General features: G+C 67.8%; 12 protein-coding genes. 8 read left to right on the top strand and 4 right to left on the bottom strand.

Annotated features, from left to right (window positions below):
- Nucleotides 1-152: 152 nt before the first annotated feature.
- From ACF3NP_RS02375 to ACF3NP_RS02350, 6 genes are read left to right on the top strand one after another with little or no spacing between them, the layout of a single operon-like run.
- Nucleotides 153-731, top strand: coding sequence for a TetR family transcriptional regulator (locus ACF3NP_RS02375; RefSeq protein WP_301613450.1), 579 nt, complete (start codon nt 153-155; stop codon nt 729-731).
- Nucleotides 724-2,892, top strand: coding sequence for a glycogen debranching protein GlgX (gene glgX, locus ACF3NP_RS02370; RefSeq protein ID WP_392398915.1), 2,169 nt, complete (start codon nt 724-726; stop codon nt 2,890-2,892). Before ACF3NP_RS02375 ends, glgX begins: the two co-directional genes overlap by 8 nt.
- On the top strand, nt 2,892-4,280 hold the full coding sequence (locus ACF3NP_RS02365; protein ID WP_392398914.1) for an exonuclease domain-containing protein: 1,389 nt from the start codon (nt 2,892-2,894) through the stop codon (nt 4,278-4,280). Before glgX ends, ACF3NP_RS02365 begins: the two co-directional genes overlap by 1 nt.
- Before the next feature lie 55 nt (nt 4,281-4,335).
- The gene (locus ACF3NP_RS02360; protein WP_392398913.1) at nt 4,336-4,917 is read left to right on the top strand and encodes a hypothetical protein; all 582 of its coding nucleotides are present in this window, start codon (nt 4,336-4,338) and stop codon (nt 4,915-4,917) included.
- Between the two features lie 10 nt (nt 4,918-4,927).
- The gene (gene treY, locus ACF3NP_RS02355) at nt 4,928-7,285 is read left to right on the top strand and encodes a malto-oligosyltrehalose synthase (RefSeq protein WP_392398912.1); all 2,358 of its coding nucleotides are present in this window, start codon (nt 4,928-4,930) and stop codon (nt 7,283-7,285) included.
- A 14-nt stretch (nt 7,286-7,299) separates the two neighbouring features.
- Nucleotides 7,300-8,337 (top strand): GTP pyrophosphokinase, encoded by a 1,038-nt coding sequence (locus ACF3NP_RS02350; RefSeq protein ID WP_239306889.1) that lies wholly within the window; start codon nt 7,300-7,302, stop codon nt 8,335-8,337.
- Between the two features lies 1 nt (nt 8,338).
- Here ACF3NP_RS02350 and ACF3NP_RS02345 read toward each other — a convergent pair whose 3' ends face one another.
- The 4 genes from ACF3NP_RS02345 to ilvA are packed head-to-tail and all read right to left on the bottom strand — an operon-like array spanning nt 8,339 to nt 10,920.
- A complete protein-coding gene (locus tag ACF3NP_RS02345) occupies nt 8,339-8,707 on the bottom strand; it encodes an RNA-binding S4 domain-containing protein (RefSeq protein WP_181889609.1) in 369 nt (122 codons plus the stop codon).
- A gap of 16 nt (nt 8,708-8,723) precedes the next feature.
- Complete coding sequence (locus ACF3NP_RS02340; protein WP_181888708.1) at nt 8,724-8,957, bottom strand: hypothetical protein; 234 nt, start codon at nt 8,955-8,957, stop codon at nt 8,724-8,726.
- A 19-nt stretch (nt 8,958-8,976) separates the two neighbouring features.
- Entirely contained in the window at nt 8,977-9,618 is a 642-nt protein-coding gene (locus ACF3NP_RS02335) for a YigZ family protein (RefSeq protein ID WP_301613460.1), read from the bottom strand.
- Nucleotides 9,619-10,920 (bottom strand): threonine ammonia-lyase IlvA, encoded by a 1,302-nt coding sequence (gene ilvA / locus ACF3NP_RS02330; protein WP_392398911.1) that lies wholly within the window; start codon nt 10,918-10,920, stop codon nt 9,619-9,621. It lies immediately after the preceding gene.
- A 126-nt stretch (nt 10,921-11,046) separates the two neighbouring features.
- On the opposite strand from ilvA, the gene ACF3NP_RS02325 reads away from it, so the two are divergent.
- Both ACF3NP_RS02325 and ACF3NP_RS02320 read left to right on the top strand, forming a co-directional pair.
- On the top strand, nt 11,047-12,897 hold the full coding sequence (locus ACF3NP_RS02325; protein WP_392398910.1) for a choice-of-anchor I family protein: 1,851 nt from the start codon (nt 11,047-11,049) through the stop codon (nt 12,895-12,897).
- A gap of 154 nt (nt 12,898-13,051) precedes the next feature.
- A complete protein-coding gene (locus tag ACF3NP_RS02320; RefSeq protein ID WP_181888712.1) occupies nt 13,052-13,597 on the top strand; it encodes a hypothetical protein in 546 nt (181 codons plus the stop codon).
- Nucleotides 13,598-13,602 lie beyond the last annotated feature (5 nt).

Raw genomic sequence — 13,602 nt, 5'->3', positions numbered from 1 at the left:
CAATGCAGTCGCGGTGAAGACCTGTCAGAAATAGTACCAACTACTCACTGTCGCTCCCGTTGGACATCTATACAAGCATTCTGGAGGGTTTCTGTGAGTCCGCGTAAAGCCTTTTTGGTCACTCGAAGACGCCGCACGTCTATGTTGGAGGAATGCAGTTAACCCGTGAGCGCATCACCGGCGCGGCGTTGGCAATCCTCGCCGAGTACGGGCTCGCGGACGTGTCCATGCGCCGGGTGGCCACCTCGCTTTCCGTCGCGCCCGGCGCGCTGTACTGGCACATCGCGAACAAGCAGGAACTCATCGCCTCCATGGCGGAAGAGATTGTGCAGGAGCTTTTGTGCGGCCCCCTGCCGGAGCCCGCACGCTTAAGCGGCGAGCTGCGCGAAGCGCTCCTTTCCACCCGCGACGGCGCGGAGGTCGTGGTCGCGGCGGTCAGCCAGCCCGGCTCGCAAGTGCAAAAGGAGTTGGAAACCAGGTTCGCGGCGTCGGTTAGGGCGTGGCTGGGCGAAGCGGCGTCGACAAGCGATGTGCGCATCGCCGCCCGCGGGTTGCTGCGGCTGACCTTAGGCGACGCGGCGGTGCAGCAAGCCGCCGCGCAGCTGGCGCAGGCGACCGGGGCGGACGAGGAGTCGGACGGCGCGGACGAGCACGCCGCGGCGGTGGCCTTCCTGCTCGACGGCCTAAAGCGAAGTGCCTCAGCGGGCACTAAGCTGTGGCCCCATGAGTGAGACCATCGTCTGGCCCGGTTCCTCCTACCCCCTCGGCTCCACGTTCGACGGCGCAGGCACGAACTTTGCACTGTTCTCCGGTGTCGCGGAGAAGGTGGAGCTGTGCCTCATCGACGACGACGGGGCGGAGACCCGCATCCCGCTGGAGGAAGTGGACAACCACGTCTGGCACGCCTACCTGCCCGGCGTGAGCCCGGGCCAGCGTTACGGCTACCGCGTACACGGGCCGTGGGACCCGCATAACGGTAAGCGCTGCGACCCGAACAAGCTGCTGGTGGACCCGTATGCGCGCGCCTTCGACGGCGAGTTCGACCAGCACTCCTCGCTGTTTTCCTACGACGTGCACGCGGACGAGCCGGGCACGGGTCGCAACGAGGAGGACTCGCTGGGCCACACGATGCTGTCCGTGGTGATCAACCCGTTCTTCGACTGGGGCGACGACCGCGCGCCGAAGATCCCCGAGGGCGAATCCGTCATTTACGAGTGCCACGTCAAGGGCATGACGCAGACTCACCCCGGCATCCCGGAGGACCTGCGCGGAACCTATGCCGGCATGGCGCACCCGGTGATGGTGGACTACCTCAAAGACCTGGGCGTCACCGCGATTGAGCTGTTGCCGGTGCACCAGTTCCTGCAGGACGACCGCCTCAGGGACCTAGGCCTGCGCAACTACTGGGGCTACAACACGTTCGGGTTTTTCGCCCCGGAGAACAACTACGCCTCCTCCACCGCCCCGGGCGACGCGGTCGCCGAGTTCAAGCAGATGGTGCGCGCGTACCACGAGGCGGGCATCGAGGTCATCCTGGATGTGGTGTACAACCACACCGCCGAAGGCAACCACATGGGGCCCACCATCGCGTTCCGCGGCATCGACAACGAGGCGTACTACCGGCTGGTGGACGAGGACAAGTTCCACTACATGGACTACACCGGCACCGGAAACTCCTTCAACGTGCGCTACCCGCACTCGCTGCAGCTGATCATGGATTCGCTGCGCTACTGGGTCACGGACATGCACGTGGACGGCTTCCGCTTCGACCTCGCCTCCACGCTGGCCCGCGAGTTTTCGGACGTGGACCGCCTGGCCACCTTCTTCGACCTGGTGCAGCAGGACCCGGTGGTCAGCCAGGTCAAGCTCATCGCCGAGCCGTGGGACGTGGGCGAGGGCGGCTACCAGGTGGGCAACTTCCCCGCCCTGTGGAGCGAGTGGAACGGCAAGTACCGCGACACCATGCGCGACTTCTGGCGCGGCGAGGACTCCACCCTCGGCGAGTTCGCCTCGCGCCTGACCGGCTCGTCGGACCTGTACCAGCACAACGGCCGCCGCCCCACCGCGTCGATCAACTTCATCACCGCCCACGACGGGTTCACCTTGAACGACCTGGTCAGCTACAACGACAAGCACAACGAGGCCAACGGCGAGGACAACCGCGACGGCGAAAGCCACAACCGTTCCTGGAACTGCGGCGCGGAAGGTGACACGGACGACCCGGAGGTGCTGGACCTGCGTGCGCGCCAGCGCCGCAACTTCCTCACCACCCTGCTGTTGTCCCAGGGCACCCCAATGCTCGCCCACGGCGACGAGATCGCGCGTACCCAGGGCGGCAACAACAACGTCTACTGCCAGGACAACGAGATCGCCTGGATGGACTGGTCCACGCTGGAGGAAGCGTCCGACCTGCACGACTTCACCCGGCGGCTGATCGAGCTGCGCCGCGACCATCCGGTGTTCCGCCGCCGCCGCTTCCTCGCCGGCGGCGCGTTGGGAGACGAAGAGCACGGCCGCGAGATCGCGTGGCTCACGCCTGAGTGCACGTTGATGACGCAGGACGATTGGAATACCCCGTTCGGTCGTGCTCTGATGGTGTTCTTGGACGGCGACGCCATCGCCGAGCCGGATGCGCGCGGACAGCGCGTGGTGGACGATTCCTTCCTGCTGATGTTCAACGCCCACTACGAAGACATCGACTTCACGGTGCCGGGCGCCGAGTTCGGCGACGAGTGGGAGGTTGTCGTGGACACCACCGAACCGCTCGGCGTGCGCGAGGACGCGGAGCCGGTCCAGCCCGGCGCGGCTGTGACCGTGGGCCAGCGTTCCACCGTGGTGCTGCGCCGCACCCAACCACCCGCAGGCGAAGGAAATTCGGAGGCCAGCCACTAATGATCACCGCGCACGGCGCAACGTTGACCGTGACCAACGAGGCACTGACCCTCACCCCCACCCCGCTCGCGGCGTCGCTGCAAGGCAGTGGCCACTCCCGCGAGGTGGCCATCGCCGACATCGCGGGCGCCACCTCCACCCCGGGTGACGCGTGGACCCGCTCGCGCGTGGACATCGACACCGGCGGCGACACCTTGGCCGTCTGGTTCGCCCCCGGTGACGAGGAGGGCCCGACCGAGCTTTGCAAGCTTCTCGACGACGCAAGGCACGGCCACGCCCCCGCCACCGGCACCGTGGCCGGCGGCGCCGGCATCCCGGGCTTTTCCTTCGTCGGCTTCGACGTGGAGACCGCGAACCGCCGCTGGGGCTCGATCTGCCAGATCGGCCTGGTGAAGATCGTCGACGGCGAAGAGGTGGACCGTGCGTCCTGGCTGTGCAAGCCGCCGGCGTCGCTGTCGCAGTTCGAGGAGGGCAACGTGGCCATCCACGGCATCACCGAGCAGGACGTCGCCGACGCGCCGGACGTGTGCGACTGCATCCCGAAGATGGCCGAGTTCGTCGGCGACCTGCCACTAGTGGCGCACAACGCCCAGTTCGACGCGTCCGCGCTGCGCGACGCCTGCCAGGCCTCCGATGTCGAGGTGCCCCAGATGCTGTTCGCCTGCACGCTCGCCCAGGCGCGCGCGACCAAGCTGGACGTGGCCAACCACCGCCTGCCCACCCTGGCGGAGCACTTCGGCATCACGCTGGATAACCACCACGACGCCTGCGAGGACGCCGCGGCCTGCGCCGGCGTGATGGTGGGCCTGGCGCGCCAGGCCGGCCACACCGGCAGCCTGATGAGCTTCGTGCACGACTCCGGCTTCTCGCTCGGCTCCATCGACGCCGCGCGCGTGACCCCGGTGCTTCGCGACCGCTCCGGCGCGGGCCGCGCGATGCAGGCGGAGAAGGCGGCCCAGGGCGGCGTGTCCGCGGCCGTGGCCGCATCGGCGGCGCCGCAGGGGTCGAATCAGGCGGGCCCGGCGAAGCCGTCGCAAAGCAAAGGCCCCCAGCGGCCCTGGCAGTCCGTGGCCACCCCGGACACCGTGCCGGAGCCGAACGCGGCGGCGGACCCGAACTCCCCGCTCTACGGCGAGAACGTCACGCTGACGGGTGAGTTCGAGCCGCACGACAAGGGCGAACTGTGGCAGAAGATTGTCGAGCAGGGTGCGCAGGTGGGCAAGAACGTGACCAAGAAGACCACCGTGCTGGTGGTGGGCGAATGGGCGACGGTGACCTCGAAGGAAAAGCGCGCCCGCGAGCTTCAGGACAAAGGCCAGGACATCCAGATCTGGCAGGCCAGCCAGCTGCTTGAGGCGCTGGGGCTGGACGAAAAGCCGCCGTTTTAAAAAAAAATATCGGCCTCGAGGGAACCGGGGCGGGTGCGGCTGCGTCTAAGTAGCCATGCAGCTTCTTCAACCAGCACCCGCGCCCGCCGCGGCGATCACCCTGCGGCTAGCGCGAGTGGACAGCGCGGAAACCCGCGCGTGCATCGCCGCCGGTTTCGGCGCCTCCACCGCTTTCATCAGCCTCTCGCCCGGCCTGGTGTGCGTGTTCGACTCTCCCACCGCCACCGGGCTGACGCACCAGGAAGTCGGCGCCGCGGGAGTGAGCGCCCACCAACTGTGGAACGCCGCGGCGGCCCAGCTAGTCTCGCGCGCGCAGCGCGACAACGGCGTGGAGTTTCTGGTGCGCTGCCCCAGCGCCGCGCTGGCCTGCGAGGAACTGCCGCATGGCTTCGAGGTGGACGGCCACAGCGCCCCCGCCGCCTGGTGGCTTGCCCACCCGCAGCCCTTTACCCTGCTGCACCGCCACTTCGAGGCCGTGCTGCGTCCGGAGACTGGGCTGACCTACGCCACCCGCGACGGGCGCGAGCTGTTCGTCTTCGACGCTCACGCCGAGGATGTGGCGCGGTGCCTGCCCGGCGCGGACGTGCTGAGCTACTCCGTGGGCTTTCCCCTGCTGTACGGCGACCAATCCCGCTAGGGTGTGGGGCGTGAAGCGCCCGATCACCTCCACGTACCGCCTGCAGCTGCGCGGCCCGCACGCCGATCCGCACGGCCGCGAGTTCGGCTTTGCCCAAGCCGCCGAGCTCGTGTCCTACCTGGCCGAGCTCGGGGTGTCGCACCTCTACCTCTCCCCGATCTTCGCTGCCGCGCCGGAGTCGAACCACAACTACGACGTGATCGATCCGACCGTGGTCAACCCGGAGCTCGGCGGCATTGACGGGCTGCGCCTGCTCGCCCGCGCCGCCCACGACGCCGGGCTGGGGCTGGTGGTGGATATCGTGCCCAACCACCTCGGCGTGGAGGTGCCGCGCCGCAACCGGTGGTGGTGGGACGTGTTGAAGCACGGGCAGAACTCGGACTTCGCGCACTTCTTCGACATCGACTGGGCCGCGGATAACGGCGCGGGCGGCAAGATCGCGCTGCCGGTCCTCGGCGCACCAGGCGACACGGACGCGCTGAAGCTGGAACACATCGACGGCGAAGACGTGCTCACCTACTACGACCACGTCTTTCCGCTCGCGCCCGGCAGCTACGCGGGGCTTTCCGACGACCCAGCTGCCGTGCACGCGAGGCAGCACTACCGGCTCAAATTCTGGCGCGACGGCATCATCACCTACCGCCGCTTCTTTACCATCAACGGCCTGGCCGGCGTGCGCCAGGAAGACGAGGACGTCTTCAACGCCACCCACGCCTGCCTTAAGGAACTTGTGGGCGAGGGGCTTATCGACGGCGTCCGCGTCGACCACCCCGACGGCCTGACCGACCCGTTCGGCTACCTCACCCGGCTGCGTGAGCTCATCGGGCAGGACACCTGGCTGATCGTGGAGAAAATCCTCGCCGCGGACGAGCCCCTGGACCCGCGCCTGAACATCCACGGCACCACCGGCTACGACGCGCTGCGCGAGTTCGACGGCGTCTTCGTCGATGCCGGCGCGGCGGACACACTCGGCTCGCTGGCGCGAAAATACTCGGGCTGCACCTGGGACGCCGACGATGTGGAGGCGGCCGAGTGGGAGCTCAAAGCCCGCATCGCCGAGGAGGAACTCGCCGCTGAGGTGCGCAGGCTCGCCCGCGCAGTGCGCCGCGACAGCCACACTGAAACCGATCTCGCCGAGCTCACCGAAGTCCTGGTGGCACTGGTGGCGCGCATGCCGGTCTACCGCGCCGACTACCGCTCCCTGTCACGGGTCACCGCAACACTCATCGCGCAGCTGGCCGAGCTCGGGCACAACCCGGCCGCGCTGGACGCGATCGCCGCAGCGCTCGCCGCCCGCGGTCAGGCCGCCCACCGCTTCGCCCAGGTCTGCGGCGCGGTGATGGCCAAGGGCGTGGAGGACACCCTGTTCTACCGCGCGTGCCGCCTGGTGGCGCTACAGGAAGTCGGCGGCGCGCCGGGGCGTGCCGGGGTGAGCCAGGCCGAGTTCCACCTGCTGCAGGAGGAGCGCGCCGCGCTGTGGCCCCGCACCATGACCACGCTGACCACCCACGACACCAAGCGCAGCGAGGACACCCGCGCCCGCATGCTCGAGATCGCGGAGCTGCCCGACGAGTTCGCCCGACTGGTCCGCGACGTGTTCGCGCTGACCCCGCCGCCGGACGAGGCCACCGGGTACTTCCTCATCCAGAACATCCTCGGTGCCTGGCCGCGAGACGGCCGCGCAACCCAAGCATTCACCCAGCGCCTGAAGGCCTACGCCGTCAAGGCCGCGCGCGAGGCGGACCGGTTGACCAGCTGGTACGACAACGACGAAGCGTTCGAGGCCGAGCTGACAGGCTGGGTCGCCCGCCTCACCGACGGCCCCGCCACAGCCCTGCTCGCCGACTTCGCCCGCGAACTCGACCGCGGCGGTGTGGCCGTCTCCCTCGGCCGCAAACTCCTGCAGCTCGTCGGCCCCGGCATCCCGGACATCTACCAGGGCACCGAATTCCTCGACTTCTCGCTGGTGGACCCGGACAACCGCCGCTTCGTCGACTACCAGGCGCTTGGTGCTGGTGAGGGGGCACCGGAGGACGTCGATAAGCAGCGCATTGTGCGCGCCGCCATGCACCTGCGACGCGAGCGCCCGCAGCTCTTCCTCGAAGGCGGCTACCGCGCGATCTTCGCCGCCGGTCCCGCGCGCGAGCATGCGGTGGGCATGGTGCGCACACTTGACGACGCACCACAGGTCATCGCCGTAGCCACCCGCACCCCACTCGCCTTAGAGCGCGCCGGCGGCTGGCGCGGCACCACCCTCACACTACCCGAGGGCACCTGGACGGACCGGCTGACCGGGCGGGAATACTCCGGCACGGTGGAAATGGCGCAGCTGTGCGCCGAACTGCCCGCAGTGCTTCTGACCATGTAAGCTAACCCGCCGTTATGAGCACAGCAAAGCCCGCGAAGCCCCGGAACAAGGCGATGGACGACACCATCGCCCGCCTCGGGTCGACCTACTTTGCCTGGATGCGCGAACACGAGGACGCCGCGACGACGTTTAGGCACGCACTGCACGAACTCATGCGCGACGCCGGCATCAACTTCGACCGCGTGGACGCGCGCGTGAAGTCCTGGACCTCGCTGAAGGAAAAGGCGCGCAAGACGCGCGACGACGGCGAAATGGTCTACCCCGACCCGTGGCACGACATCAAGGACATCATCGGCGCGCGCATCACGGTGCTGCACTCCACCGAAATCCCGGCCGTGCAGCGCCTGCTCGCGGACCAGTTCGAGGTGCTGCGCAGCGTGGACAAGGCCGAGGAAACACGCGTGGCCGGCGGCTTCGGCTACGGCTCCCACCACATGATCATGCGTGTCCAGGAGCAGTCCGAAGGGCTGGAAGAGTACGTCGGCCAAGTCTTCGAGGTGCAGATCCGCACCGTGCTGCAGCACGCCTGGGCGGAGTTCGAGCACGACATCCGTTACAAGCGCGCCACCAAGGACCTGGACCCGCAGGTGGACCGCGCCTTCACCCTGGCGGCGGGCCTGATCGAACTGGCGGACCAGCAGTTCGACCAGATCGCCGCGCTGGCGAACCCGGAGGACCCGGCCGACAAGGTCAACACCGAAGTGGACGCGGAGATTTCGCCCGAGACCTTGCCAGGCATCCTCACCGTCCTGCTGGGCAACCAGTTCCCGCTCTCACGCGCCGGCGACTACCGCTTCTGCACCGAACTTCTGCGCGCCCACGGCATGGAGCACGTCTCCGACGTCGCGGAGCTGACCAACCCGGCGGACATCGAGGCGATCTCGAACTCGCTGTCCTACCCCTTCGTGCCGGGCCAGGTACGCATTGTCGACGACCTGCTGCTCAACCGCTACGGCACCGAGCACATCGAGCGGACCTGGGACGCCGGCAACCGCCCGCAGGTGCGGCGCAAGCGCCTGACCAGCCGTTTGGGTCTGCTGCGCGGCGAGTAGGTCAGCTGCGCCGGCCCATCAGCCGGTCGATCTCGCGGCGCTCCTTCTTCGTCGGCCTACCCGTGCCGCGGTCACGCACCGGCGGGGCGGCGAACAGTTCGCGCGGCGGGGGCGGCGGCGAGTGGTCGATGTAGCAGGAGCGGGCAACGGGCGCGCCGACGCGCTTGCTCACCGTCGCGGCGACCTCGAGGATGTACTCGCGGTGGTCCTTCCACACGCGCACCGTCTCCCCCGGCACGACCTGCTGGGCGGGCTTGACGGCCTTGCCGTCGATTTTCACGTGCCCGGCGCGCACCGCGTCCGCGGCTTGGCTGCGGGTTTTGAAGATGCGCACGGCCCACAGCCAGGCGTCGATGCGCACCGCCGCCATGGTTGGCTGAGTCAAGCTAGTACTGGTCCTTGTGGTTGACGATCCGCTGGACCTTGTTCCAGTTGGTGAACCCGCCGGCGACAGCCACGACGAGGCCGAGGAACAGGAAGGTCCAGGAGCTGAAGATAAGGCCGAACGCGATGCCTCCGGCCACGCCGCCGCCGGCCCACAGGACGGCGTTGCGGGAGTACTGGCGCACGGCGGCCTTGCGCTGTGCGATCGGGTCATTGGGGCGCGGCTGCATCGTCATGGGCACTAAGTGTAGCGCCTTACGCGCCGCGTTCGACCCAGCGGTAGCCGGCCTCTTTCATCTCGGCGCCGCCGTGGGTGACGGCGGCGAGCAGCGCGTCCACACGCTCGCGCTCCCCCGGTGCGAACGCCAGGGTGTAGGCGGCAGCGCGTCCGTATTCCACGTCCACTACGTCGATGCCCGCGGTGCGCAGCTCCGACTCGATGCGCCCTGCTTCGGCGTGCGGGAAGTCCACGGTGCCCAGCTCGCGGACCTCGCGCGTGACGCGGGTGACCTGCTCGAGCGTGTCGGCCACGGATTCGGTGTAGGCGCTGACCAGCCCGCCGGTGCCGAGCTTGATGCCGCCGAAGTAGCGGATCGCAACCGCCACCACGTCTTGCATGCCGGAGCCTTTGAGCACCTCCAGCATGGGTTTGCCGGCGGTGCCGGAGGGCTCGCCGTCGTCGGAGGAGCGCTCGATGGGCTGCGCGCCGTCTTGGTGCACGATGAACGCGGAGCAGTGGTGGCGCGCGTCAGGGTACTCCTCGTGCGCGGAGGCGATCACCGCGCGCGCTTCTTCTTCAGTGGTCGCGCGGGTGACCCAACCGATGAAGCGGGAGCGCTTCACCTCGAACTCGTGGGTGACAAGTTCCGCCGCGGGGCGTACGTACGACTGCTCCATCTAGCCCGCCACGATGTAGTCGTACTCCGGTGTGCCCGGCTCCAGGCGGCGGCAACCGATCGGTGAATCCTCCATGCGCTCAATCAGCGGGCCTAAGTCCTCGGCGCGGGCGAGCTCGATGCCCACGAGCGCGGCACCGGTTTCCCGGTTGTTCTTTTTCAGGTACTCGAACAACACAATGTCGTCTTCCTCGCCCAGGATGTCGTTGAGGAAGTGGCGCAGCTGGCCGGCCTCCTGCGGGAAGTTGACCAAGAAGTAGTGGCGCAGCCCCCGGTGCACCATGGAGCGTTCCATCACCTCGGCGTAGCGCAGCACGTCGTTGTTGCCGCCGGAGATGATGCACACCACGGTCGAGCCGGGCGCCAACTCCCCCAGCCCCAGGCCGGCCACGGACAGCGCGCCGGCGGGCTCGGCGATGATGCCTTCGTTTTGGTACAGCCCGAGCATTTCCGTGCACACGGCACCCTCGTCCGCGGTGTGGAGCTCGGTGGCGTCGCGGTGCGCGTTGAAGACCTGCCACGGGATCTCGCCGATGCGCTTGACCGCGGCGCCGTCCACGAACGGGTCGATGGTCCCCAGGGTGACGGGCTCGCCCGCGTTGCGCGCTGCGCCTAACGACGCCGCGCCTTTCGGCTCCACCCCAACCACCTTCGTCGCAGGCGACATGTCGGCGAGGTAGGACAGCACGCCGGAGAGCAGCCCGCCGCCGCCCACCGGCACCAGCACCGTGTCCAGCTCTTTGCCCAGGCTGGCTAGCTGCGCCACGATCTCGGCGGCGACGGTGCCCTGGCCGACGACGGTGTCGCGGGAATCGAACGGCTCAATCACTGTCGCCCCGCGTGCCGCGGCGTCCTCGCGGGCGGCCTGCGCGGCCTCATCGAACGTGTTGCCCGTGACCACAAGCTCGATGGCGTCGCCGCCGTGGACGCGGATGCGGTCGCGCTTCTGCTTCGGGGTGGGCTTGGGCACGAAAATCTTGCCCTGGATGCCCATCGCGCGGCAGGCGTAGGCCACGCCCTGGGCGTGGTTGCCTGCGGACGCCGCCACCACCCCGGTGGCGCGGGCCTCCTCGCCCAAGCGGGAGATGCCGTAGTAGGCGCCGCGGATCTTGTACGAGCGCACGTCCTGCAGGTCCTCGCGCTTGAGGTAGACCTCCACGCCGTACTGCTGCGACAGGCGCGGGCAGTACTGCAGCGGGGTCGGCGAAATCACCGATGAGATCCGGCCCTGCGCGAACCGGATGTCGGCTGCGTGGACTTCCTCGAAGGCGGAGTCGGACGTGTTCGGTGTGGCTGTGCGCATGGTTAGCGAGTCTACAACTGCCCCGCTCGTTCACTCCCCCTTCACCTCGCCGTTACTTCGTGCCCACCTTCAGGCTGTACACAAGAACGCGTACTCGTTTTTGCAGCATCCCCGAAAGGTCCACCCATGTCTGGAAACCGAAAGTCCCGCACCGGCCTCGCCGCCGCGTGCGCTACTGCCCTCGCCCTCGGCCTTGTCTCCCCGGCAACCGCCGCCGTCGTTGCGGAGCCGGTGAAGGACCTTGCCGACGGCGCCACCGCCGATATCTCGGTGCTCGGCTCCTACGGCGCCGGCGCGTTTGAGAAGTCCGCCGCCGAAATCGTCGCTTTCCACGCCGACTCCAAGCGCATCCTCACCGTCAACGCTCTGTCCGGCAAGATCGACGTCCTCGACGCGGCAGACCCCGCCAAGCCCACCAAGGTCGGCGAGATCTCCGGCGGCGAGAACACCACCATCAACTCCGTCGCAGTGCGTAACGACGGCCTCGCGGTCGCCGCCGTCGAGCCGGAGAACAAAACCGACGCTGGCGAGCTGATCTTCTTCGACGCCGGCGCCGACGAGCCCGGCACCGTGCTCGGCCGCGTGGGCGTCGGCGCCCTGCCGGACATGGTGACCATCACCCCGGAGGGCGACTACGCGCTGGTGGCGAACGAGGGCGAGCCTGCCGAGGATTACTCGGTTGATCCGGAGGGCAGCGTAGCCGTCGTCAAGCTGCCTGCTTCTGTTAAGGCCGCAACCCAGGCCGACGTGCGCACCGCAGACTTCCGCGCCTTCGAGGGCACCCTGGCGGACAAGGGCGTGCACATCTACGGCCAGGTGGGCGCCTCCACCACGGAGGCGCAGAACCTCGAGCCGGAGTACATCGCCGTCGCAGGCGGCAAGGCTTACGTGACGCTGCAGGAGAACAACGCCGTCGCCGTGGTGGACATCGCCTCTGCCACCGTCGAAGATGTGTGGCCGCTGGGCTACACCGACCGCCGCGAGGTGCCGATGGACATCTCCGACAAGGACGGCAAGATCAACATCCGCACCGCGCCGGTCAAGGGCATCCTGCAGCCGGACTCCATCGCCGCCTACGAGGTCGACGGCACCACCTACCTGGTCACGGCCAACGAGGGCGACGCGCGCGACTGGGAGGCCTACTCCGAGGAAGAGCGCATCAAGAAGCTGGGCGGCAAGAAGCTGGCCCCGATCTGCGAGGGCTACGCGGGCATGACCGCCGGCGAGATCGAGGAATTCCAGGCCGACGAGAACGCTGGTCGGCTGAAGATCACCACCGCGTTCGGCCTGAACGAGGAGAAGAACTGCTACGAGGACCTCTACACCTACGGCGGCCGCAGCTTCTCCATCTTCACCGCCGACGGCACGCGCGTGTTCGACTCCGGCGCTGAGTTCGAGGAAATCACCGCGAAGCTTCTGCCGGAGTACTTCAACACCAACCACACGGAAAACGAGCTCGAGTCCCGCTCCGATGACAAGGGCCCAGAGCCGGAGGGCGTCACGCTCGGCGAGATCAACGGCCGCACCTACGCCTTCATCGGCTTCGAGCGCCTCGGCGGCGTGATGGTCTACGACATCACCGACCCGGCGAAGCCGGCCTACACCGCCTACATCAACAACCGCGACTTCTCCATCAACATGGAAGAGCTCGCAGAAGAGGGCGACGACGCCGTGAAGGCCGGTCTGGAGAAGGTCGGTGACTTGGGCGCCGAGGGCCTCACCTTCGTCCCGGCGAAGGATTCCCCGAACGGCGAGAACCTTCTCATCGTGGGCAACGAGGTCTCCGGCACCACCACCGTGTTCCAGGTGGACTCCCTCATTGAGGCACCCGCCGAGCCCGCACAGCCGGGCAACGACGGCGCCGGCAGCACCCTTTCCAAGGGCGGTGTGATTGCCATCGCACTTGCTGCCGTGGCCCTTGTCATGGGCGCACTCGGCGCACTGGGCAACGTTGTGAACTCGATGTTTGCCAAGTAAATCCGAAGCGGCGGCCGACTGTTGTCCATGAAATTAACGCCGCCGCTTCACTACATTTTTAACGATAAACCTGCTAGGTTCATCGGGGTGTCATGTCGGGCACAGCGCCCACATCGACTGTTTTGGATCTTCTACGAGGAGAATTAGAGAACATATGAAGCGTATTTCCACCGCAGCCGTGGCTGCCGCTACCGCCCTGTCCCTGGCCACCGTCCCGGCTATGGCTCAGGAGAACACCGCAGCTGCAACCACCACCCCGGCTGCAGCCACCACCACTCCGGCTGCAACCACCACTCCGTCCCAGCCGTCTGAGACCACCACTCCGGCAACCACCCAGCCGTCTCAGCCGACGACCACCACCCCGGCTACCGAGACCACCACGCCGGCTACCACCCAGCCGTCCCAGCCGTCTGAGACCACCACCCCGGCAACCACCCAGCCGTCTCAGCCGACGACTACCACCACGAAGCCGCAGCAGAACCAGCAGAAGAGCTCCGGCTCCTCCCAGGGCACCCTGGTCGGCATCTTCTCCGGCACCCTCGGTGCCGTGCTGACCACCTCGTTGATCGTGTTCTCCGACCCGCGTGGCGCGAACAAGATCATCGACATGGTCAACGCTCAGTTCGGTCTGGGTCTGCCGCACCTGCACACCCCGAAGGTTGAGCTGCCCAACTTCCAGCTCCCGAACCTCCCCTTCTAGCCAAT

It is taken from the genome of Corynebacterium lehmanniae, from assembly GCF_043161975.1.
Classification (GTDB): domain Bacteria; phylum Actinomycetota; class Actinomycetes; order Mycobacteriales; family Mycobacteriaceae; genus Corynebacterium; species Corynebacterium lehmanniae.
This window is presented reverse-complemented; position numbering and strand designations above follow the sequence as displayed.

Coding starts and splice junctions, on each gene's coding strand:
- ACF3NP_RS02375 (WP_301613450.1), top strand. CDS start 153: ATGCAGTTAACCCGTGAGCGCATCACCGGCGCGGCGTTGGCAATCCTC.
- glgX (WP_392398915.1), top strand. CDS start 724: ATGAGTGAGACCATCGTCTGGCCCGGTTCCTCCTACCCCCTCGGCTCC.
- ACF3NP_RS02365 (WP_392398914.1), top strand. CDS start 2,892: ATGATCACCGCGCACGGCGCAACGTTGACCGTGACCAACGAGGCACTG.
- ACF3NP_RS02360 (WP_392398913.1), top strand. CDS start 4,336: ATGCAGCTTCTTCAACCAGCACCCGCGCCCGCCGCGGCGATCACCCTG.
- ACF3NP_RS02350 (WP_239306889.1), top strand. CDS start 7,300: ATGAGCACAGCAAAGCCCGCGAAGCCCCGGAACAAGGCGATGGACGAC.
- ACF3NP_RS02345 (WP_181889609.1), bottom strand. CDS start 8,707: ATGGCGGCGGTGCGCATCGACGCCTGGCTGTGGGCCGTGCGCATCTTC.
- ACF3NP_RS02340 (WP_181888708.1), bottom strand. CDS start 8,957: ATGACGATGCAGCCGCGCCCCAATGACCCGATCGCACAGCGCAAGGCC.
- ACF3NP_RS02335 (WP_301613460.1), bottom strand. CDS start 9,618: ATGGAGCAGTCGTACGTACGCCCCGCGGCGGAACTTGTCACCCACGAG.
- ilvA (WP_392398911.1), bottom strand. CDS start 10,920: ATGCGCACAGCCACACCGAACACGTCCGACTCCGCCTTCGAGGAAGTC.
- ACF3NP_RS02325 (WP_392398910.1), top strand. CDS start 11,047: ATGTCTGGAAACCGAAAGTCCCGCACCGGCCTCGCCGCCGCGTGCGCT.
- ACF3NP_RS02320 (WP_181888712.1), top strand. CDS start 13,052: ATGAAGCGTATTTCCACCGCAGCCGTGGCTGCCGCTACCGCCCTGTCC.